Raw genomic sequence first — 21,398 nt, 5'->3', positions numbered from 1 at the left:
AAAAAACCCGACCTAATACTGTTAGATATAAATTTACCTATTTATAACGGTCATGAAGTATTAAAAAAAATCAAACACGATTCTAGCCTTAAGAAAATTCCCGTAATTATGTTAACAACATCTGCTTTTGCAAATGATATCAATCAAGCATACGAAAATAATTGTAATAGCTATGTAAAAAAACCTTTAGATATGCAAGAATTTCTTGAAGCTATATTAAAAATCGAAAATTTTTGGTTAGAGATTTGTACATTACCAAACGAATAATTGAAGAGACTATTTTAGAGAACTATTTAAAGCTGTTCCTATTCTAGAAGAAACAAAATCTAAATCTTTAATAAACAATGTATTAAACTGGTTGGTGTTTTTAAAATCAATCGCTGCAAAAGTTTTCGTTTCAAGATTAAAAACATAAGGCAAAAAGCCTTTGTCTTTTAATAACTGAATAATTTGTTCGTCTTGAATATTAAAATTCTTTCCAGATTCGTTTAACTCAATAAGAATCAACTTGAGATTAGGATTTGACAAGGTATTTAATCCACCGTTTAAGACAAACCACTCATAACCTTCCACATCGATTTTTATAAAATCTGGAATTTGTTGTGAACATGTTTCATCTAATGATTTGACCTTAACTTTAATTCCGTGTCCACTTGTAGAAACTTTATTAGTGGTAAATTGCTGATTAGTAAACACTAATTCTCCCGATTCATTTGATAAACCAATATTTAATAACTCAGGCTGATACTTCCAATTGTTACTTTTAACATTATTCGATAATCGTTCAAATGTTGAAGGAATAGGCTCAATTGCAGTTACTTTACACTTCGAATACAAACCAGCAAGTAAAGTATAGTGTCCAACATTAGCTCCAATATCTAAAAAAGAATCTCCTTCTCTCAATAAATGCATCAAAAAAAGAGAATCAGCAGCTTCATGCAACCCTGAATGATAATTTCCTACGATACCATCACCTTTTTTAACTTTGGCTTTTATACCATTCAAATAAGTGATTGTAACTTCTCTCTTTAACACATAAAGCAAAAAATTGATATACAAATACTTTATCAATGCCCAAAATGGGTTCGACTTAGTTAAAGGATTCGTTTTAAAAGATTGATACCTCTTAAGAACGTATTTATATTTTTTAGACAAGGTCTTTACTGTCTTCATTTAATAAAATTAAAGGTTGAAATCTATTCGCTTCAAAATCATAATTTTTATAATACGATTCGTAATAAGAAATTACATTCTTTTGAAGCGCAAAGTATTCTGAATCATCCATTTGTAAAGCTTTATCAATAACTTGAGAAATACTTGCTTCAGATTCGTAAAGTAACGCATTTTTTTCATCTACCAAGCTCGGATTTAACCAATTTTGATAATTAATAATGGGCACTACTCCTACCGACATTGCTTCTATTACATTATGACACATAGGCATTGTCATTCCTGGAGCGCAAAATAAAAATTTAGCTGATGATAAATAATGACGCCACTCTTCTGAAGGAATTGCGCCTTGTTGCCATTTCATTACTACAAATGAACCTTTGTAAACACTAGCTTCTAATTGTTCTTTAAACTCTGTCCCAGTAATCGTTACTACAGCTTTGTGTTTAATAATTTCGCTGTAAATCTGCCATCGATTTAGTAGTTGAAAATTTTTAGTAATCACATCTGAATCGTAAATTTTAGCTTCAAAGTTACCGCTCATAACAATTCCTACTTTTTTCTCAAGCAAACTTGGTTCTGGAATTAAATAATTACGCGGATGCATAATATAAGGAACGGCCTCATTTACATATTCATCTGTACTATAAACCTTCTTGTAATTAAAATTCACACGGAAATCGGCATTTTTTTGGTGCGAAAACAAACGATAAATTTTAGGTTTTTGAAACGGTTTTGAGAAATAAATAAAATCCAATTCTTTAAACCACTTAACCAATACAAAATAACGAAACAACGAAAACTCAATTACAATGGGTTGCTGATATTGTTGTTGCAATCTAAAAATAAGGTTCAAATACGTTCTAACTTTTGTATTTCGCTTTAAACTTAAAAACAATACTTCCTCTGTTCCATCATAAAAACGAACATGTTGGTAGTTTTCTCTAAACTCCTTAAGTTTTCGATTAATTTTCTTTTTAAGTAAATACAGCATTATAGTGGAGGATTAAAAAATAAAGTGAACCATCCTGAAATTCGCCCTAAAGTTTCCGTTAAGGCTTCTTTTCTTTTGGATGTGGTAGCAACATTTGTAAATCGTATAACGGTTAATAACAAAGTAATCAAATGCCATTTTATTTTCGCTTTAAAGGACGGATTTGGATATTTCACTCGCCACACATAATACCCATTTCGCACGACCATTTTCCCATAATCATATTTATTTGGTCTTCCTGAAGCATCGTGATAATGTCCTAATTGTGCATTGGTATTGATATATAATTTACCAACTTTTGATAATCGCAGCGTAAAATCGGCATCTTCATACAAGCCATATCCTTCAAAATAAGTTGAAAATTGAAATTCCTTAAAAACCGCTTTTCGAAAAGAAGATACACCTCCCATAAGTTGCTCTACTTCGTAAATTTTTCCTGAAGGCGGTAAAAATCCAATACTTCTTCCATGAGAAAACTCAGGTAAACAACCTGGAGGTCGATTACTATCTAAGCCTAACTTTTTTCGCCATACAAATCGAGAACCATCTTTTCTTTTCCAACCATCGTAAAAAAACTCATTTACTTTGGCTTGATAATCTGAAGTTGTTTTTGTCCAATTGGTTTCATTTGTAATATATCCGCCAACACCTAATGCTTCTGGAAATAATGAATAGGTTTTGATAATTTCTTCAAAATAGCTAGGTTCTAAAATCGTATCATCATCTAAAAAACAAACTACTTCGCTTGCTTCCTCAACTCTTGCAATACCATAATTGCGTTGTTTTGTTAAACCTCTATCGTTTTCATCTACTTTGAAATACTTCAAATTTTGAAATGAATTTTGAGTCAGCATTTCCTTAGTGAAATCATCTGGAGAACCATCTACAATCAAAATCTCATTTGGATACAACGTTTGATGCTTTACCGAAAGCAAAAGCTTCAATAAAGGTTGCGAACGCTTATACGTACAAATGATTAAAGTAAATACCATATTATTTTGATTGCATTTTTAATTTTTCAGCCCATTTTTCGCTTACTTCCCATTGCTTTTGCATGGTTTTATAATACTTAAATGGATTTTTTATCGACTGATTTTTATAATATTTTAAAAACAAATTCAACTTATAACCTAAAATTTGCGCCTTGGTATGATACATTTTTTTAAACAACATCACCGTTGGCGATGGTTTAGGTTGAAATTGTTCGTCTTGCCAAGGAAAAGTAGGTTTTACTCTAAATCCTCCAACAGGAGCTTTCAAATGTAAAATCTGAGGCTGTGGCAAATAGATAACATCAAAACCTTTATTACGCAATTGCATACCAAAGTCGGCATCTTCTCCAAAACCATTTTCAAAACGCATATCAAATTGCAAACCTTCTAATGCTTCTCGTTTTACAATACTACATCCAGAACCAAAAGTATCCCAATGCATTAAGTGATGAAAAACAGGAACTTCATTAGGTCTAAAGCAAGCCAAAGTAAACGCTTTTTCAGTGGTTTTTAAAATGTTTTTTAAACTTTCTTCGATAAAAGTAGATGCTAATTTGATGTCATCATCAGCAAAAAACACCCAATCGCTTTTTACATCTTTCAAAGCAATATTCCTTGCATTACAAGCACCTGTTTGATGAATAAAATGATGTATTATTTCAAAAGGCCAAATTTCATTCTTCAAATAATCTAACTCAGACTGACTATTTTCAAGCGGATTTTGCTCTACAATAATGATGCGATTTGGAATTTTCGTTTGAGTTCTTAAATCACAAAGCACATCATACAAATATTTTTTTCTACCAATAGTCGGAATCAAAACATCTAAAGTAACTTCTGAAAAAGCTACATTTGAAACTTCTTGTTTAGTTTCAGTTCTATCAAAAGCAATTCGCTTAACCGAAATTACACTGATTAATGATGCAATTGGAAATTGTTTTTCATACAACACAAAAAGCAAAAATAACTGTAAGCATTTAGAAAATCCATAATATTGCGCCGTCCAATAAAAAAGTTCTTTTGTGGTCCCAATATGCGAAGTTACTTTCTTTTCTCCTTGAAGTAAATTAGGGTTGGAATACGTTCGTAATCCATTTCTATGACCAATTTTTGAAATAATGGTTAAAAAATAACCAAAACTAAAATTATCTTTAATGAATCGACTACCAAAATTGACAAAATCTTGAGCCGAGATAGTTCCTATAAAAGTACTTGCTTGCCAACTTGCAAAGCTAACTTTTTTATTAATTTTAATAAATGGAGAAGGTTCTACATAACCCACTTTGTCCGATAAAAATTCCGTTTCTGATGGATTATAAAAATACATCACCTGACTTTTAACGTTATTTTCAATCCAATTCTGATTCACTTGATTTACTAACGATTCGTGCACCCAAATTAATTGAGCTTCAGGAAACTGTTGCACAAATTCGAAAATTAACTTTTGAATATCTTTAGAAGAATCAAACGATGAAACGGCAGCTAAATCTTGATAGATTGCTGTAACTTTTTTAAAATCATGTACAAAAGTTAGATTCATCGTTTTACTTTATCAAATGTTGATAGTAATTTATATTTTCTGCTACTTTTTTAGTAATATCAAAATGGGTTTCAACATATAATCTAGCTTCGTTACCCATTTTGGTATTAGAATCCGTATCACTTAAAATTGTGTATATTTTTTGAGCATACTCTTCATGATTGGTCGGATGTACTAAAAAACCACTCTTTCCATCTTCCATTAATTCTTGTGCCCAACCAATATTGCTATTTACGACCGCTTTTTTCATTGCCATCGATTCGATAGTGACCATTCCAAGGGTTTCTGCATAAGTGGGAAATACACAAACATTGGCTTTTTTAATGTAATCTTGCACTTCGGCGTAAGGTATTTTTCCTAAATAGGAAACCTGTTCCAAATCCTTTTCAAGAAACTGTTGTTTTACTAATTCCCATGTAGATTTGTTTCCAGTAGCAACATCTCCAGAATCGCCACCAATTAAAACCAATTTGGCTTCAGGAAATTGATTTTTTACTTTATTGAAGATTTCCGGCAATTCAAAAACGCCTTTTTTTCTTATGATAGTTCCAATGTACAAAACAAGTCCTTTTTCGAAACGTTCTGGATGTTCATTATTGAATTGAGTTAAATCTAAACCGTAATGAATGGTTTTTATTTGATCTTTGTGTAACCCAAAAAGTTCAGCCGAAACTTCACCTGCATATTTTGTTGGGGCAATAAACCCTTTTGCTTTTCTCACCGCTAAAGTTTCAAAAAAACGATTTTTAAACTTCTGTTTTCGGTTTTCGATATGACAAAAATAGGTGTCACTTCCGTGAAAACGAATTACTAATGGAACGGTAAAATTCATAAAAGCGGTAACTCCTGTCCAGTCAGGCGCTTCAATTAAATCAATTTTCTCATTGTTAATAATCGCATTGATATAATTTTGAAGGTATTTTCTGTAAAAAAACCACTTCCCTAATTGATATTTTTTATTGGAAATAAAATGAAAAGCAATTCCATTCTCTTCAAAAACTTCCGATTTTGGTTGACCATATACAAAAACTGTAACCTTTACCCCTTTTGCAACCAAAGCCATCACCAAGTTTTTAATACTGGTACCCAAACCACCCGAATGTTTAATTTTCGAATGTGGATATTCTGGAGTTAAAAAAGCGATATGCATAGTTATTTACTTAATTCTTTACAAAAGGCTAAAGTACAAAAAGTTCTACCTTTACTATTTACGTGAATGTTATCGTAAAATAAGTCACTTTCAACTAAATCAGAGTGATTAACAAATTGAACTCCTTTTGGGAGATTATCATACACAATTTTTTTACCAAAAACAGGGGATTGATAGACAATCAATTCAATATTATTCTTTTTACAAAAATTATAAATTTTTCCAAAATAAATATTTTTAACTTTTACCTTTTCTAATTTATAATTAACATTCACTTTTTCAGGATTATTATTAGGGTAAAGAAAGTTTCCCTTATCATCAAATTTATTATGTTTCTTTTTATTAAATATTGTTAATATAGATGGAAAAAAAACTTCATAATTATAATAACTGACACCTATTACAGGAAAAAACTTAGATAAATATAGTTTTTTGAAGTAATTTGAATCCATTTGATAAAAATATTCACTGATATACTTAGAATTAGCTTCTGTTAAGAATCGGTAATCATTGTTATTTAACTGATAAGTCGTATTGGATGTGTCCTCGTAATTTAAACATAGTATAAGTTTTTTTGTTTTTTTATTACTTTCGTAAAAATGCTGTAACATTAAGTAATGACTATTCAAATATGAATCATCCATGCTAATATTAAGACCTGAATAATTAAAATACTTATCTATTTCTTTTGTATTAAGAGTTGTTAAACCTAAACTAGAGCCTAAAACAACATAATCAAATTCACTTCTCTCGTTATAATTTTTAATAAATTGAGGTTTATAAAACTCCGAATTACTTAGATTCTCAAGAATTAAAAATGAAATCAAATTCAACAAGAAAAATATCCCGATGAAATAAACAAATATCTTTGATAAAAATAATTTCATAATTTAAAATTGAAAATAAATAAAATCGAGTTGATTTTTAAAACTTCCCATAAAAAAAATCATAAGAACTAAAATAATAGCTATAAGATTAGATATTTTAACTGTTGATCTTTTTTTAATAACACTTATAAATTCAATAATCATAAGTAACGCTATACTAACAAGACAAACAATACTTGAAAGCAAATAACGGTTATTTTTAAAGAAATAATTAATTTCAAGTGAATCAAAACTAAAAAGTTTCATTAAATACTGAAAAGCATCAGCAATAGAATCCGCTCTAAAAAAGACCCAACCAATACAGACTACAAAAAAAGTAAATCCTATTTTAGCAAAATCGAGCCATCCATAGGATTTGGTAATCAAGTGACTTCTATTTATGTTGAATAGTAATAATGGTAAAAACATCAAGGCGTGAAATAAACCCCAAACTACATAAGTCCAGTTGGCGCCATGCCAAAAACCACTGACTAAAAAGATAATCATCACGTTTCGAATTTGAAACCATTGTGTTCCTTTTGAACCGCCAAGTGGGATATAAATATAATCGCGAAACCACGTGGATAAAGAAATGTGCCAACGACGCCAAAACTCAGCAATATCACGAGAGAAATAAGGAAACTTGAAATTCACCATTAAATCAAATCCAAAAAGCTTAGAAATTCCTATTGCCATATCAGAATATCCTGAGAAATCACCATAAATTTGAAAGGCGAAGAACACCATTCCTACGAACAATTCACCACTTGAATACGCTTCTGGATTTTCAAAAATCTTATTCACAAAAAAGGCACAATTATCTGCGACTACCACTTTTTTAAACATTCCCCAAATAATCAATTTGACACCATCAACTGCATTTTGATAATCAAAAGTTCTGTTTTTATAAAACTGCGGTAATAAATGAGAAGCTCTTTCGATAGGACCCGCCACTAATTGCGGAAAAAAAGTTACGAATGCCGCAAAATCAATAAAACTTTTTGTGGGTTGCATTTCCTTACGATACACATCAATAGTGTAACTCAAAGTTTGGAACGTATAAAACGAAATTCCCACAGGAAGTATAATATTGAGCGTACTAGCTTCCATAGTAATTCCAACACTCGACCAAGCTTCAATCCAACTTGAAACAAAGAAATTGTAGTATTTAAAAAAACCTAGCATTCCTAGATTTCCCGCTAAACTAATTCCTAAAAGGAATTTCCGCTTTTTGGAAACGTCTGTTTTTCCTAATTGTATTGCAATAAAATAATCTAAAAAAGTACTAGCAATAATTAAAGATAAAAAACGCCAATCCCACCAACCGTAGAAAATATAACTGGCTACCAACAACAATACATTTTGTGCTCGTAATTGGTTTTTAAATACAAACCAATACAAGAAAAAAACCGTGGGTAGAAAAAGTAAAAATTCTATCGAGTTAAAAAGCATGTACTATTTTTTAAATAAATCTTCAATTATTTTAGCGGTGTACAACCTTGCTCCTTTATCATTCAAATGTCCACAAGAAGAAAAGTACTCGTCTCCATCAACTACATGCTCGTATTCCTTAATTTCAGGATACAAAGCTTTCACCTTTTTAAAATATTCCATTCCTTTTACATTAGAACACATTGGCGTGGTAACAGCTATTAAATTGATATGATTAGCTTTACAAATTTGCTTAATTTCTTCGAAATAACGATTACGCAAAGGCTTTAATTTTTCAATATTATTCTTCATATTAGCTTTTGGGTTATGCCCAAGCGGATAATAACCATTATTTGCCAAAGTGTTAGTAGGCTCGTTTACCAAAGTTTTATACCAAGCTCTAAACCCTACTTTTTCATCAAACTGAATGTATCGGTAAAAAGGCACATAATACAATTCCGTAAAATCAGCTTCTTTTTTAAAATGGTTTGTGATCGTTTTGGATTTATGAAGGAACGGCATGAAACGTCCAAAAGTTCCATCATCACGTTTTTCGTTGGATAAATTTAAATCGGTTTCTACGATGATATTTTTTATTTTCCAATTGCGTTCTATCATTAATTTTAGCATCAAAGAAGTTTCAAATAAATGGGCTCCACTCATACCGTAATTAAAAGTTTTCAAGCCTTCTTTTTCAAATAATTCCGAAACAAAATGATTATTAGCTCTTGAAGTTCCTAAAATAATCACGTCATAATTTTGAGGTTTCGAGTTGATTACATTTTCTACTTTATTTCGAGTTTCTGATTGTGCAAAAACAGTGGTATAAATAAAATCCAATGCAAAAGCAGAAAGCAAAAGCACTAGTACAATTTTTCCGATAAAGACTAAAAACTGTTTCATTAAAATTGGAAATAAATAAATTCTTTATAATCGGAATATACACCTAAAGCCAATAAGGCCATGATAGCCAAAGTTACTTTAATCCAACTTGCTTTTCCAGACAAAGGTTCTACTTTAGAACGATTGAACCATTCTACAAATACAAAGACCAGAACTAAAAGTAGCAATTCAAAGTTGTATCGCTCGTTACTCAAATACTGCGAATCAAAATGGAAATCAGTCACCATTTTTTGAATATAACCGATGGCTTCTGAAATCGATTTGGCTCTAAAGAAAATCCAAGCAACAGTAGTTAAGACAAAAGTCCCTAAAATATTTAAAATCGTTTTGATACTATTGAAATCCCAACCCATTTCGATTTCTCCCATATTGGAACGATTCTTATTTTGTAATAACAAAGGCAAGAAGTAAATCGCATTCAACAATCCCCAAATAATGAACGTCCAATTAGCGCCATGCCAAAATCCGCTCACTAAAAAGATGATAAATGTGTTTCTTACTTTCATCCACATTCCACCTTGACTTCCACCAAGTGGAATATATAAATAATCGCGAAACCAAGACGACAACGAAATGTGCCAACGACGCCAAAACTCTGCTATATCACGAGAAAAATAAGGATAATTGAAATTCTTTAATAAATCGATTCCAAATAATTTAGAAGTTCCTAAAGCAATATCAGAATACCCTGAAAAATCACCATAAATTTGGAAGGCAAAATAAACAGCTCCTAACGCTAACGACAACGAATTCATAGATTCGTAATTATCAAAAACAGCATTCGCATACGTAGCGCAACTATCGGCAATCACTACTTTTTTAACCAATCCCCAAATGATTTGATAGACGCCCTCTTTTGCCTTTTCAAAATTAAAATGACGTTTAATTTTTACTTGTGGTAATAAATGCGTGGCTCTTTCGATAGGTCCGGCAACTAAAAGCGGAAAGTAACTCACAAAAAGCGAATAATCTATAAAATTGCGTTCGGCGGTGATGCGTTTGTAATAAATATCAATTACATATGACAAACCATGAAACGTATAAAATGAAATTCCAACTGGAAGTATTAATTTTAGTAAAACAGGATTCGTTTGAAATCCTAAACCGCTTAATAAATCGGCAAACGATTGGGCAAAAAAATCATAGTATTTAAAAATACCTAAAAATCCTATGTTGATTCCGATAGTTAACCACAACCAAATTTTTCGTTTTTTATCCGAAGTACTGTTTCCCATCATGATGGCACTGAAGTAATCCAACAAAGTAGAAAACACCAATAAAAACAGAAAACGCCAATCCCAACAAGAATAGAAATAATAACTGGCAATGATTAATACTGCATTTTGAGTGGTTTTGTTTCTATTGAATACAAACCAATACAGTAAAAATACGATGGGTAAAAAAATAGCAAAAGATAAGGAATTGAAAAACATATTATTTTTTTACAATACTGTTAATCCCATTCCAAATTTTCTCTGAAGCTTTTGTCGGTTCAGTTCCAACTACTACATCAAACCATTTTTTTCCGACAGGAACATTGGATTTATTTCCATCTAAAATATCTTTTACAATAGCAGTCAATTCTTTTTTATCATAAACAAACAAGGCTGCTTCTTTATTTGGCATTGAACGAAAATGAATGTACTTATAATTTTGCCCGATATCGCGAATTCCTTTTTGTAATTGTGGTTGTTCGTAATCAAAAAACAAACACGATTTATCATGTGCCACAAAATCGAAGACCATGGACGAAGCAATATTTCCAACAAATTCGGTATGATGACAAATATTAGCTTGTAATGCAAAATCTTCTTTGGTTGGCATAATTTCGTTCCAACTCGTGCCTACTGGTCGCCATAAAGGATCAATAGAAACAATAACATTTTGATACTTTTGTAAGACAGCATCATATCGATCTGTAAAATCTACAGGACATTTTCTGTAAATAATGCTTAAGTTATAACCTTGTTGGTTTAATTCTCGAACCGAAATCGCTAAATCTTCTAAATAATATTGGTCTAAAGGTGAGGTTACGATATCATCACCTGAAAAACAAATGTATTTTTTTTCTAAATCTAAACTGTGCGTCTTATAAAAATCTTCTTTTGATTGCAATAAACTCGTATCGAAATGGCTTTCAAATTGTGGTGTTCCGGTAACTAAAACCTGTTCTGGCTTTACATACGGACAATATTGAAGCAATTCTTTTTTCATATAATCGCTCCACACAAAATAAAAATCAGGTTCAATTAGTGTGGTAGCTTTTGGCAAATTATCCCACGAAAAAATAAAGGAAGCCGTAGGAATTCCTAAATCTTGAGCCGCTAAAATAGGCGCAATAGCTTGAGTAGGTCGTGGATTCGTACAAAAAACGATATCCGGTTTATGCTCTTGTAATTGTTTTTTACAATACTCATATTTTGAAGTACTTCGTTCTAACTTTTTAATTTTAGTTCGAATGCTTTCTACTCCTTTTTCAGTAGATTTTGTGACTACTAAAAAATCAACATTTAAACTTTTGATAATGTTTTTTATTCCTTTATAAGATTGAGGAAAATTATAAGTATTATAAACCGTTTCGTTGAATTTTTTATCGAAAACATTTAACTCGCAACGCTTTCTAGCACGAGTATATACGGTAGTCCAAGGATGCAATTGATGATTTGTTATGTTTACCTCATCATATCCTAATTCTTCTTTTATTTTAAAGGGCGTATTATTCCAATACACTATTTCGTATCCTAAAGCGGTACCAATAGCATTAAAATTGGTTAAAGCGAAATTACGCAAACCTACACCATCAGGTAAAAAAATAAAGGCTTTTTTACTCATTTTCAAATTCATTAAATAGAGGGCAAATATAGTATTTCCAAAAAGAAATTAAGAACTTAATTACTATGTATTTAGAAATGGATTAGGATATTCTTGAATAGCTTCCGTTTGATTTGAATTTTTTAAATTGTAAATACAAGAAGCAACATCATTTAAAAATCGCTCCTCTTCCGGATTAAAATAGTAAACTAATTTGTCATCTATGTACTGAGAAAACATTTCATTACCAATATTATTAATCAATATAGTTGTAACACCTAACAAATGAGCTTCAATTAAACAACCCGAAAAATTAGTGATATGCACAATTGAGGAAAGTAAAGCTTTTGGCAAAGGCATTTCATCAATAGAACTTTGAATGATTGTTTTATCTTCAATTTGATTTTGAATTAAAAATGCTTTTATTTCTTCTATTTCGATGTAATTTCTAGGATGCAATCGTAATATCCATTGAAATGGCAACTCTTTTATTAATTGGATAATTTTTGGAGTTAACATATCTTGAATTTCAAAAGGAAATGTTTGTAAACTGTAAATAATAGTGTTGCTCTCACTTCTTTCAAAATGATTATGTTTCAACCAATAATTAACGAAAGGCTGCCCTACCACTTTTGCAATACTATGATTTTTAGCACACCATTTTTCAATATTCATTTTTGAAAATTCATCCCAATTCCAAAATTCTTTAGGTAATAAATCATATCCTTCTAATGGAAACTTAGTCCAAGATGAAAAAACCATGTGAATATTTGTCTGCGGGCCATGTTGAAAATCAACTGTTTTTATTCCCATTTGATTTGCAGTTAAAAGAGCTGCATACAAATCGTCATAGCCATAGAAACCTAAAAAAACTACTGTTTTAGGCTGTGTCTTCTTATAAAATCTTCTAAAGAAAGGTTGCAAAGCAATAACTCTTCTAGACCAGTTTTTCAAATCTGAAACAGAGAATCGTAACAAATCCAATCGGATAGGCAATTGCTTTAAATAAGCATAAAAATCATCATAATCTTCTAAAGAAATAGTGTCGTTTTTTGAAGTAAACTTTTCTTTAAACTTTAATAAATTCTTATAATTTCTTACTTCTTGTTCTAAAGAAATAACAGCTTCTTTATTAAAAGTATTAGGATAAACTTTTTGATATTCTACATTATAAACCTCATTTTTAAGATGGTGAATATCCACTAAAGAATCATAAAATCGATTAAAATAAAGTCCGTTTTGCTTCACTCTATGAATGTGTGAACCGAATAATAAATGTGATTTCTTTTTTAAACTGAAGAAGAAAAAATTCAATTTAAAAAAAGAAGAAAAAATTAGAAACAGCTTAGAAAATATTGTTTTTTTTGAACTAGAAGGTTGCTTAACATCAGAAGTTGTTTCCTCTTTTTCTAGCTTTTTATTCATCATCATTAAAAGATGAATGTACAGTTTAATTCGGAGATAAGGCCATATTTTGATATGATTTATTTTCCATTTTTCAACTGGCCATTTTTCTTCAATATGAAGAATTATTTTTTTTATTTCGTCTTGGGAACTGATGCTATTCATATCAATTTTTAAAAGGACAAACTTGCATTAATCCATTTCTTAAATCTTCTAACACTTGAGGATTTGGCAATGAAACGTATTGATCAAACAAACCACTCATTTCATCATTAGTGTAGGCTTCTGTTTTTATTTCAGGATGATAAAATGGAATTTGAACCGATTCCATATAATCTTGATATTTGATATCATCACCAAAAACTTTGTCTGAAAATTTTTGCCACACGGCCGGAATTCCATAAGTATGGGCAACAATTACACCGTGTAAAGAAGAAGAAATAATCTTTTCACATTGTAAAAATTCGATTGTTTTAGATTCGATATCATTGGTCATCATATCAATCAAATGGATATCCGATCTGTTTTCAAACCACTTCTCCACTACTTTATAATCGTTGTAATGCGGAACGATGCCATATTGATATTTCTTATCTACTTTCGGATTAAAATAACGCGGCAATAACAAAGCAGGATCGCCATAAACTTTTGGCACTTCGTATCCTAAATCCAATAAATACTTTCGGGTTTGAGGACCACGAACGGCTAAAAATTTAGCATTTTTAATTTTGATTTCCTTATTGATAATACCACTTCCCCAAACGATACATTTATGATTTACATTAGCTAAAATGCTTCCAATGGTTACATAAATGGGTGAGAAAAAATCTAAAAAGGAAAACTTTTTAGGCCAAGCAAAAACCACTTTTTTACCCGATATTTTTTCCACTAAAAATTTACCCAAGACATCCCCATAATTCTCTTTGGATTTGCCTTGGATAATTTTTTCGTTCCACCAAAATAATCGGATGGTATTTTTAAGCATAAAAATTATACTTTTTTATTTTTCAACTTATCGCGTTGTACTTGCTCAATTGGTAAAATATCTTGACTTTTGAAGCTAAGTGCTTTACTTACTGCTTTTAAATCGCGACATAATTTGCGTAATCCTTCTGGTTCTAAAGATGCTGCATGATCAGTACCTTTCCAAGTTCTATCGATAGTATAATGACGTTCAATAACATTTGCGCCTAAAGTATAAGCAGCAACGTCAACTGCAATTCCTAAATGATGTCCAGAAAAACCAATATGTTTTACTTTATCGCCGTATTTTTCAATCAATAAATTGATATCTAATAAGCAAACATCTTCAAATGGAACTGGATATCCAGAAGTACAATTATACAATACTAAATCTTTGTTTCTACCTTTTTCAATGAAGAAATTAACTAAATCATCCGCTTCTCCTTTAGTAGTCATTCCTGTTGAAATGTGAATTTCTCCTTTATAGTTATCACATAACCAACCTAACATATCGTAATTGTTGTTACATGCAGAAGGAATTTTTATGTATTCTGGATTTAAAGACGCAATTTCTTTAGCAGAAGTAGTATCCCAAACCGATGTTGAATAAACAATACCAATTTCCTCACAATACGCTTTTAATTCCGCGTGTTGATTTACATCAAATTCTAAATATTCTCTGTGTGCACCATAAGTATCTCCGTAAGAGTTCGCAGGATTAGGATGTGGCGCATTGTATTGATCTTCTGTCAATAATTCTTTATTGTTACGTTTCTGAAATTTTACCGAATCAGCATTACAAAATATTTTAGCTATTTTGATTAATTCTTTTGCGATTTCCATTTCACCTTTATGGTTACAACCAATTTCGGCAATTACGTAAGGTTTTTTATATTCTGTCATTTTCATTCTATTAGAAAGGCAAAGAAAAATAATTTTATCGAATAATCACAACTAATCACTATTAATCTTCAGTTATTTATGAACGATAACGTTTTTATAAATGATTAAATCAAAAAATAGTTAAAATCTTTTATTATAATTCATAATCCATTCACAAACTTCTCTGATGGCACCATCGGCAGAATTGTGAGATAACGTAAAATCTACTTGTTGTTTTACAACTGATGTAGCATTAGCTGGAGCAAATGACCAACCTACCGTGCAAAGATTAGCCAAATCATTTACATCATCACCCACATAGGCCAAATTAGCCCATGAAGTTTGTTGTTGGTTTATAAAATTTTGAAGCAATGAATATTTATCTTTAACTCCTAAAAAGGAATGTTTGATTTGAAGTTTCTGCATGCGTTTTGCAACTAAATCTGAATTTTCAGAAGTAATAACTACGACTTCAACGTTATTTTGTCTTAGAATTTCTAATCCCATACCGTCACGCATATCAAACTTTTTCATCAACTCGCCTTCTGCACCATAATAGACACATCCATCTGTAAAAACGCCATCGACATCTAATACTAAATAATTGATTCGCTCTTGCTTTTTGAAAGATTTTTGACGCTCCGCAAGTAAACTTTCTATGATGGTCCAATCAGAAAGGCTATCAATTTCCATTAAAGTTTCTTCAGGCATTTCAACCAAACCTATGGCTTCACTTACTCTGTTTTTACTTTTAATGAAAGCGTCTTTTGTTGTAGCGTAAACAGCTCCATTTTCCATCAACAAACCTGCAAAATCTTGTCTTCTTGGTCGGTTAAAAACATCGTAATTTTGAGGTGTTCCATCTGCATTCCAAGTAAAACGATGTGTTTTTACAACACTTAATGCTGCTGTTTTTCCTTCTTTACTTATTTGAGATAAAGCATTATTAATATCTTGTAATGTAGTTAAAGGCGACGTAGCTTGCAACAAACACAAAACATCAAAATCGTAATTGATTTTTTCGGCAAACTCTAGCATTGCACTTTCTGTAGATGCGGTATCATTTGCGTTTTCATCATTGCGAAGTAACCCTTTTACTTTTGAAGTCCAATGATATTCTTTAGAAATAAAAGTCAAAATTTCCTCATCATCAGTAAACACATAAACTTCGTCTAAATCAGAAAAAATAGCGGCACTTAAAACCCATGAAAACAAAGGACGACCTAACATTTTCTTTTTATTTTTTCCTGGAATTCCTTTAGAACCTTTACGTAATGGAATTATGGCTACTTTTTTCATTTTAATTTATTTTTTTATAGATAGAAATCACTTCATTTTTTACTTTTAGGTAGTGTAACTTTGGAACAATTTCTTCTTGATTTAAACATTCAGCTTTTTCAAAATTACAATTATTGACAGCGTGAATTACAATTTCTTTTATTTTTTCCTCGTCTTCACAATCTTCAATCAACAAACCATTGACTCCGTTTTGAATTAACTCAGCAGTAGCACCACCTGGATTGGATTGAATTGGGAAAGCTCCCATAAAAATGGCTTCTAACATGGTATTTGGCATTCCGTCTGAATTACTATTCCCTATGTAGATTAAGGATTTACCCATTAATTTTAGTACTTCTTCGTGCGGAATTTTTCCTAAAATTTGGAAATTCTTCCAATTTTTTAATTCCGAATTGGTTACATATTCAAAAGTTTGAGGATCAGATCCAAAAACTACAATTTCATAATTAAGTAGTTGTTCTTTTAAAGTTGCTATCGCTTTTAGAACCGGAATCGCTCTTCCAGAACGCCCTTGAAAACCTTTTATCAAAATAGTTTTTCGTTGCGAAACAGGCAATTTGTATGTTTCCATTTCGTTTAACTCAAAACCTCCACCACCAGGAAAAACCCCTAAAAATTCACCCGTAAATCCGTATTGTTTTGCAATTTCATAATCGCGCTTGCAATCGGTGAACAAATAATTAATTCGTGGTAAAACACGTTTAATATCTTTTAAGTAATTAGGTTCGTTTTGAAAATAAAACAAATCGCTTCCCCAAGAAGAATAAATCCATTTTTGAGTTGGATTTTTCTCCATAACTTCAATTATCGGAGAACAAGATAAATACAACGCAAAGCTGTGCACAACATCGGGCTGAATTTCATTCAAATAATTTTCAAAAGTTTTAGCTGTATCTTTTTCGTTAAATTGCTGAATGAATTTATATAATTTCGGAAACTTATTTTTAACCAATAAGCGTCCTGGATAATCCCATCTTAATTTCCAATCTACTTTTTGTTGTATCCATGAAATTTTAGAAACTGGCTGGCTCATTCCTGTAATATCAAACCAATACACTTCGTGTCCGGCATCTTGTAGTTGATTTGCCCAACGAAAAAAATGCAAAGTAGGTATGGAAACCATTAAAATTTTCATGCTACAAAATTTATAACTAAAACAATTGTATTCGTTTGTCTATTAAACGAATAGTGATAAGGGCAATTGCGATAATTTTTTATAATTTCTTCTAAAATCAGATTGTTTACATATTCCATTTCATAAAAAGGGAGTGCTTTTTTTCCTAGAATTCGCTTGATACGATTTTTATTTTTCTCTGCTTTAGAAAGGTCATGAATTTCAACTTGAATTACTTCATTTTTAAAATTTTTCAATTGCGCTAATAAAGCATTCACTTGAAGCGAAGAAGAAGAAACTATTATTTTCTTTTCGGGTAATTGCAACTTTTGATAATCTACATCATGAGTTAATTGTCCCCAATTTTGATACTGATTAACTACCGTACACTTATTTTTTTGCGTTTGAATCATGTAAGCATGATTGATGCGCTCTAGCTGTGAATGATAAGGATGCGTACTCTTTTTACTGCGATACGCTTTTGGATGCCATTGATGTTTTACCAAAATTTGCTCTTCATAAAACACAACTTGTAATCCTAAATTTTGCATTCGAATATGCGCATCGGTATCTTCTGCGCCCCAACCTTGATAAAACTCATCAAAACCATTGACGCTTTTTAAAACTGCTGTTGGGAACATAGTATTTCCAGTTACATCTTTACCGCCTTTAAAATCAACTTTAAAATCTTCAAAACTTTGTTTTTTAAGCGATTCTGTCTCACTTAAAAATCCGTATTGAAAATAATGTACCGCATTAGGGTTTGCTACACTTTTTAAAGTTTGAATATAGTTGGGATGAAAAATCAAATCGATATCACCTACCACAAAATAAGGTTGGGTAGCCTTTTGAAGCGCAATATTAATGGAACGACATTTGCTCCACAACTGACCAGAAGTAGGACAAGAAACAAATTGAATTTGAGGATACTGAAGAACTAATGCATTTAGTTCGCTCAAATATGATTCGTTTGAACCATAATCAACCAGAAACCATTCAAAATCAATATCCGATTGGTTTTGAAGAGAATCCAAACAATTTTTAATGATTCGGATATCGCGATTTCTATTGGTTAAAACTAAGGTAATCAAGATGTAAAATTGTTTATTTGTGTTGAAGTTAAACCTTTGCTCTTTAAAAGCATTCTTTTTATAGGTTTAAAGTACAATATTTTTTTAAATAGATATTCTGAAAATAAATATTCTAATCGATTTCTTCTTAAAACAGCAAATTTCGAATATGTATTTTCTTTTTTTGGAACCTCATGAACCGAATTATATACTTCATTCATCCAAGGTTCTAATTGATTTCCTAAGTGATACGCATAATTATCGTATGTAGACAAACGATAGCCTCCCATTTTTAAAACAGGTTCATCTGTATATAAATATTCGCTATCGCCACCTAATTTAAATTTGCTGTTCTCCTTAGGTAATTCTTGAAAAACTTCTCTTTTATAAGTGGCTACAAAATGAGGACAACCTAAAACAGCAACAGTTCCGTTTTTTGAGGTTAGTGTTCCTATTGCATCTTTCCATTTATCATCAAGCCAAGGCCAACCAATGCTATTAGCAAATCGAGTTAAAGCAGCAGTGTTTTTTACATGTTTAAAAAAGAGACGTTTTGAAAAAAGGTGTCGAATCCAAATATTAGCGGTTAAATGGAAATGCTTTCTAAAAACAGGTACTGGAGAAACAGCTCCAGCTTTTGGAAAGGCTTCAAAAACTCCCGAAACGGCTTCTTCCCAGCCATTACAAAACAAAACATCGGCGTCGGTTATGGTTATTAAGCGTTCTTCAGCTGTTCGAAGTGCTTTTAAGATACTATTGATTTTTCCGACAGCTTCTTTTTCAATAATTAACTCATCAATACATCCTTTTTTTTGTAATTCGTAAAGTTTATCGTTTACCGAATCACATGAGTTATTACTAATTACAGATATTTTTAATTGAGTTGCACTAGTTTTAATAACCGAAAACAAACAATATTCAAATATTTGATAGGATTCTTTGTAATAGTCTTCTTCTTTTGGAATATACAAAGGAATTATTACCCGATGTGATGAAACACTCGGATTTAATAATACATCCTTTGAAATATTTGCGCCTTTTCTCATTTCTTAAACGGACACGAAGCAAATAAAGCTTCTTGTGTTTGTATTAGCTTATCTTTTGATGGTAATAATATTGAAGTATTTTCACTTAATAGTTTTTCAAAATCAGCAATCGAACTTTCAGAAGGATTGATGTAAAACTCTTTAGAATACGTGATATTTAATGACTCAAAATAATCATAAAACTTTACATTATCTCCCGCTAATTTATTAGAAAACTTAACCCATAAAGCTGGAATTTCATACGCATGAGATACAATTACACCATGTAAAGAAGAAGAAATAATTTGTTTACATTCTAGTATTTCTTGAGTTGTTTTCACAACATCATTAGTCATTAAATTAATCACTTTTATTGTTGCATCATCTTTAAATCGAGCAACAATAGCATCATAATCAACATAATGCGGAATAATTCCTAATGCATACTTTTTCTCTGCTACATTTGAGATGAATTTAGGCAATAAAAGAGCAGGATCGCCATATACTTCTGGGACTTGATAACCCAATTCTAATAAACGCTTTCTAGTTCTTGGTCCTCGAACAGCTACGAATTTAGCAGCTCTAACATTTTCATTTTTTTTAATAATACCGCTTCCCCAAACAATTGAATTTTTACTAGCAGCACAAATAATACTTCCTACGGTTACATAATGCTTAATAAACCATTTATACCAGCGTTGCATAGGATGAGAAACCTTAACTACTTTTTTTCCAGATAATTTTTCTGCTAAAAAAGGAGCTAAAATATCTCCGTAATTATCAATCTCTCCTTGCGCTTTGAGTGCCCACCAATAAACATGAATTTTATTCATTAGCATTATAATTTTTAAAGAAGAAATCTTTATTTGCTTTTATTTTTTCGTCATCCCAGTTCCACCATTCCGAAGTTAGAAGTATTTTTTTTGAAGTTTCTGTGAATCTATCTTTTATAAACTTAGCCGGAACTCCTCCTACAATGGTGTAAGGTTCTACATCTTTTGTTACTACGCTTCCAGTTCCAATTATAGCTCCATGACCAATTTTAATATTTGGTAAAACACTTACATTATCTCCTATCCAAACATCACTTCCTATTTCTATTGAAAGTTTGTTTGTTTGAAGATTAGCGTTTTTTGGTTTTTCTTGAAAATATTTTTTGTAAAAACCATATTGCATCACTGCAAAATTGTAATCGTGATTAGATGTAATGAACTTTATATCTCTCCCGAATGCGCAAAATGAACCAATTTTAACTTTACCTGAACCTCTTATTTCAAAATTTCCATTGTGAAAAGTTTCTTTACCAACTTCAATATTTTTTGTAGGCAGAATTAGCACTGGAAGTTTTTCGTATTCCAATACATTTTTCAACTTTTTTGAAAACCAATGTTTTATTTTTGATTTAATTCCCATTTTGCATCAGAATAAACATATAAATTCCCTTTTGGAATTCTTCCTGTTCCATAAACATCATTAGGTACAACTGTAAAACCTAAACACTCCTCTTTTATATCAATAGTAGTATTATTCTCTGCCAAAGCAATTGTAACTACGTAATCACCCGGCATTAATTTTAAATCTGAAGCAGTTGCTTTAAAAACAAAATCTCCTTTTGAATCAAAAACAAAATCCGTTATTTCATGCGATCGTATAGCTGCAATTCTTGTACCACTGGCAGTAGAAATAATAATACTTGCCTTTAGATTATTATACACTTGTTTTGCTATCACAAAAATGGAAAACTCTAAAATATTTCCCATTAAAACACCACTTGAATTTGAACG

Annotated in this window: 21 protein-coding genes; 1 reads left to right on the top strand and 20 read right to left on the bottom strand. The window is 31.0% G+C overall.

The window, feature by feature from the left end; genetic code table 11:
• Window positions 1-267 (top strand): response regulator (locus L6Q46_RS03645; protein ID WP_291283164.1); only part of this gene is annotated, 267 nt, incomplete at its 5' end.
• A gap of 9 nt (window positions 268-276) precedes the next feature.
• Here L6Q46_RS03645 and L6Q46_RS03640 read toward each other — a convergent pair.
• From L6Q46_RS03640 to L6Q46_RS03545, 20 genes are all read right to left on the bottom strand, one after another.
• Window positions 277-1,035 carry an FkbM family methyltransferase gene (locus tag L6Q46_RS03640; protein WP_291283163.1) on the bottom strand — a complete coding sequence of 253 codons (759 nt, stop codon included), beginning with the start codon at window positions 1,033-1,035 and terminating at the stop codon, window positions 277-279.
• 112 nt (window positions 1,036-1,147) lie between these two features.
• Window positions 1,148-2,164, bottom strand: coding sequence for an ATPase (locus tag L6Q46_RS03635; protein ID WP_291283162.1), 1,017 nt, complete (start codon window positions 2,162-2,164; stop codon window positions 1,148-1,150).
• The gene (locus L6Q46_RS03630) at window positions 2,164-3,156 is read right to left on the bottom strand and encodes a glycosyltransferase (RefSeq protein ID WP_291283161.1); all 993 of its coding nucleotides are present in this window, start codon (window positions 3,154-3,156) and stop codon (window positions 2,164-2,166) included. The genes L6Q46_RS03635 and L6Q46_RS03630 overlap by 1 nt, the downstream gene beginning before the upstream one ends.
• A 1-nt stretch (window position 3,157) precedes the next feature.
• Window positions 3,158-4,696: a glycosyltransferase family A protein gene (locus L6Q46_RS03625; protein WP_291283160.1), complete on the bottom strand. Its 1,539-nt coding sequence runs from the start codon at window positions 4,694-4,696 to the stop codon at window positions 3,158-3,160.
• A gap of 4 nt (window positions 4,697-4,700) precedes the next feature.
• Window positions 4,701-5,846 (bottom strand): glycosyltransferase family 4 protein, encoded by a 1,146-nt coding sequence (locus L6Q46_RS03620; protein ID WP_291283159.1) that lies wholly within the window; start codon window positions 5,844-5,846, stop codon window positions 4,701-4,703.
• Between the two features lie 2 nt (window positions 5,847-5,848).
• Window positions 5,849-6,733, bottom strand: coding sequence for a hypothetical protein (locus L6Q46_RS03615; RefSeq protein WP_291283158.1), 885 nt, complete (start codon window positions 6,731-6,733; stop codon window positions 5,849-5,851).
• 3 nt (window positions 6,734-6,736) lie between these two features.
• The gene (locus L6Q46_RS03610; protein ID WP_363315839.1) at window positions 6,737-8,113 is read right to left on the bottom strand and encodes an MBOAT family O-acyltransferase; all 1,377 of its coding nucleotides are present in this window, start codon (window positions 8,111-8,113) and stop codon (window positions 6,737-6,739) included.
• A gap of 54 nt (window positions 8,114-8,167) precedes the next feature.
• Entirely contained in the window at window positions 8,168-9,046 is an 879-nt protein-coding gene (locus L6Q46_RS03605; protein WP_291283156.1) for a hypothetical protein, read from the bottom strand.
• The gene (locus tag L6Q46_RS03600; RefSeq protein ID WP_291283155.1) at window positions 9,046-10,479 is read right to left on the bottom strand and encodes an MBOAT family O-acyltransferase; all 1,434 of its coding nucleotides are present in this window, start codon (window positions 10,477-10,479) and stop codon (window positions 9,046-9,048) included. Before L6Q46_RS03600 ends, L6Q46_RS03605 begins: the two co-directional genes overlap by 1 nt.
• Before the next feature lies 1 nt (window position 10,480).
• A complete protein-coding gene (locus tag L6Q46_RS03595; RefSeq protein WP_291283154.1) occupies window positions 10,481-11,878 on the bottom strand; it encodes a UDP-glycosyltransferase in 1,398 nt (465 codons plus the stop codon).
• Between the two features lie 63 nt (window positions 11,879-11,941).
• Entirely contained in the window at window positions 11,942-13,426 is a 1,485-nt protein-coding gene (locus L6Q46_RS03590) for a hypothetical protein (protein ID WP_291283153.1), read from the bottom strand.
• A 1-nt stretch (window position 13,427) separates the two neighbouring features.
• Window positions 13,428-14,246 (bottom strand): polysaccharide pyruvyl transferase family protein, encoded by an 819-nt coding sequence (locus L6Q46_RS03585; protein WP_291283152.1) that lies wholly within the window; start codon window positions 14,244-14,246, stop codon window positions 13,428-13,430.
• Between the two features lie 5 nt (window positions 14,247-14,251).
• Complete coding sequence (locus L6Q46_RS03580) at window positions 14,252-15,127, bottom strand: N-acetylneuraminate synthase family protein (RefSeq protein WP_111566911.1); 876 nt, start codon at window positions 15,125-15,127, stop codon at window positions 14,252-14,254.
• 120 nt (window positions 15,128-15,247) lie between these two features.
• The gene (locus tag L6Q46_RS03575) at window positions 15,248-16,405 is read right to left on the bottom strand and encodes an acylneuraminate cytidylyltransferase (protein ID WP_291283151.1); all 1,158 of its coding nucleotides are present in this window, start codon (window positions 16,403-16,405) and stop codon (window positions 15,248-15,250) included.
• Window position 16,406: 1 nt separating this feature from the next.
• Window positions 16,407-17,540, bottom strand: a complete 1,134-nt coding sequence (locus L6Q46_RS03570) for a glycosyltransferase (protein ID WP_291283150.1) — start codon at window positions 17,538-17,540, stop codon at window positions 16,407-16,409.
• Window positions 17,537-18,610, bottom strand: coding sequence for a galactosyltransferase-related protein (locus tag L6Q46_RS03565; protein WP_291283149.1), 1,074 nt, complete (start codon window positions 18,608-18,610; stop codon window positions 17,537-17,539). The genes L6Q46_RS03570 and L6Q46_RS03565 overlap by 4 nt, the downstream gene beginning before the upstream one ends.
• Window positions 18,607-19,635, bottom strand: a complete 1,029-nt coding sequence (locus L6Q46_RS03560; RefSeq protein ID WP_291283148.1) for a glycosyltransferase family A protein — start codon at window positions 19,633-19,635, stop codon at window positions 18,607-18,609. Before L6Q46_RS03560 ends, L6Q46_RS03565 begins: the two co-directional genes overlap by 4 nt.
• Complete coding sequence (locus L6Q46_RS03555; protein WP_291283147.1) at window positions 19,632-20,447, bottom strand: polysaccharide pyruvyl transferase family protein; 816 nt, start codon at window positions 20,445-20,447, stop codon at window positions 19,632-19,634. Before L6Q46_RS03555 ends, L6Q46_RS03560 begins: the two co-directional genes overlap by 4 nt.
• Window positions 20,440-21,027 (bottom strand): CatB-related O-acetyltransferase, encoded by a 588-nt coding sequence (locus tag L6Q46_RS03550; protein ID WP_291283146.1) that lies wholly within the window; start codon window positions 21,025-21,027, stop codon window positions 20,440-20,442. Before L6Q46_RS03550 ends, L6Q46_RS03555 begins: the two co-directional genes overlap by 8 nt.
• On the bottom strand, window positions 21,006-21,398 hold a 393-nt coding region (locus L6Q46_RS03545; RefSeq protein WP_291283145.1), incomplete at its 5' end, for a Wzt carbohydrate-binding domain-containing protein. The genes L6Q46_RS03545 and L6Q46_RS03550, both read right to left, overlap by 22 nt.

Origin of the sequence: Flavobacterium sp., from assembly GCF_023151265.1 — a bacterium.
Lineage (GTDB): Bacteria > Bacteroidota > Bacteroidia > Flavobacteriales > Flavobacteriaceae > Flavobacterium.
The sequence above is the reverse complement of the archived record's forward strand: the minus strand, read 5'-3'. Positions and strand labels throughout refer to the sequence as shown.

Bases quoted from the DNA above. Each gene is read 5' to 3' on its own strand.
- L6Q46_RS03635 (WP_291283162.1), bottom strand. From the start codon at position 2,164: ATGCTGTATTTACTTAAAAAGAAAATTAATCGAAAACTTAAGGAGTTT.
- L6Q46_RS03630 (WP_291283161.1), bottom strand. From the start codon at position 3,156: ATGGTATTTACTTTAATCATTTGTACGTATAAGCGTTCGCAACCTTTA.
- L6Q46_RS03625 (WP_291283160.1), bottom strand. From the start codon at position 4,696: ATGAATCTAACTTTTGTACATGATTTTAAAAAAGTTACAGCAATCTAT.
- L6Q46_RS03620 (WP_291283159.1), bottom strand. From the start codon at position 5,846: ATGCATATCGCTTTTTTAACTCCAGAATATCCACATTCGAAAATTAAA.
- L6Q46_RS03615 (WP_291283158.1), bottom strand. From the start codon at position 6,733: ATGAAATTATTTTTATCAAAGATATTTGTTTATTTCATCGGGATATTT.
- L6Q46_RS03605 (WP_291283156.1), bottom strand. From the start codon at position 9,046: ATGAAACAGTTTTTAGTCTTTATCGGAAAAATTGTACTAGTGCTTTTG.
- L6Q46_RS03600 (WP_291283155.1), bottom strand. From the start codon at position 10,479: ATGTTTTTCAATTCCTTATCTTTTGCTATTTTTTTACCCATCGTATTT.
- L6Q46_RS03595 (WP_291283154.1), bottom strand. From the start codon at position 11,878: ATGAGTAAAAAAGCCTTTATTTTTTTACCTGATGGTGTAGGTTTGCGT.
- L6Q46_RS03590 (WP_291283153.1), bottom strand. From the start codon at position 13,426: ATGAATAGCATCAGTTCCCAAGACGAAATAAAAAAAATAATTCTTCAT.
- L6Q46_RS03585 (WP_291283152.1), bottom strand. From the start codon at position 14,246: ATGCTTAAAAATACCATCCGATTATTTTGGTGGAACGAAAAAATTATC.
- L6Q46_RS03580 (WP_111566911.1), bottom strand. From the start codon at position 15,127: ATGACAGAATATAAAAAACCTTACGTAATTGCCGAAATTGGTTGTAAC.
- L6Q46_RS03575 (WP_291283151.1), bottom strand. From the start codon at position 16,405: ATGAAAAAAGTAGCCATAATTCCATTACGTAAAGGTTCTAAAGGAATT.
- L6Q46_RS03570 (WP_291283150.1), bottom strand. From the start codon at position 17,540: ATGAAAATTTTAATGGTTTCCATACCTACTTTGCATTTTTTTCGTTGG.
- L6Q46_RS03560 (WP_291283148.1), bottom strand. From the start codon at position 19,635: ATGAGAAAAGGCGCAAATATTTCAAAGGATGTATTATTAAATCCGAGT.
- L6Q46_RS03555 (WP_291283147.1), bottom strand. From the start codon at position 20,447: ATGAATAAAATTCATGTTTATTGGTGGGCACTCAAAGCGCAAGGAGAG.
- L6Q46_RS03550 (WP_291283146.1), bottom strand. From the start codon at position 21,027: ATGGGAATTAAATCAAAAATAAAACATTGGTTTTCAAAAAAGTTGAAA.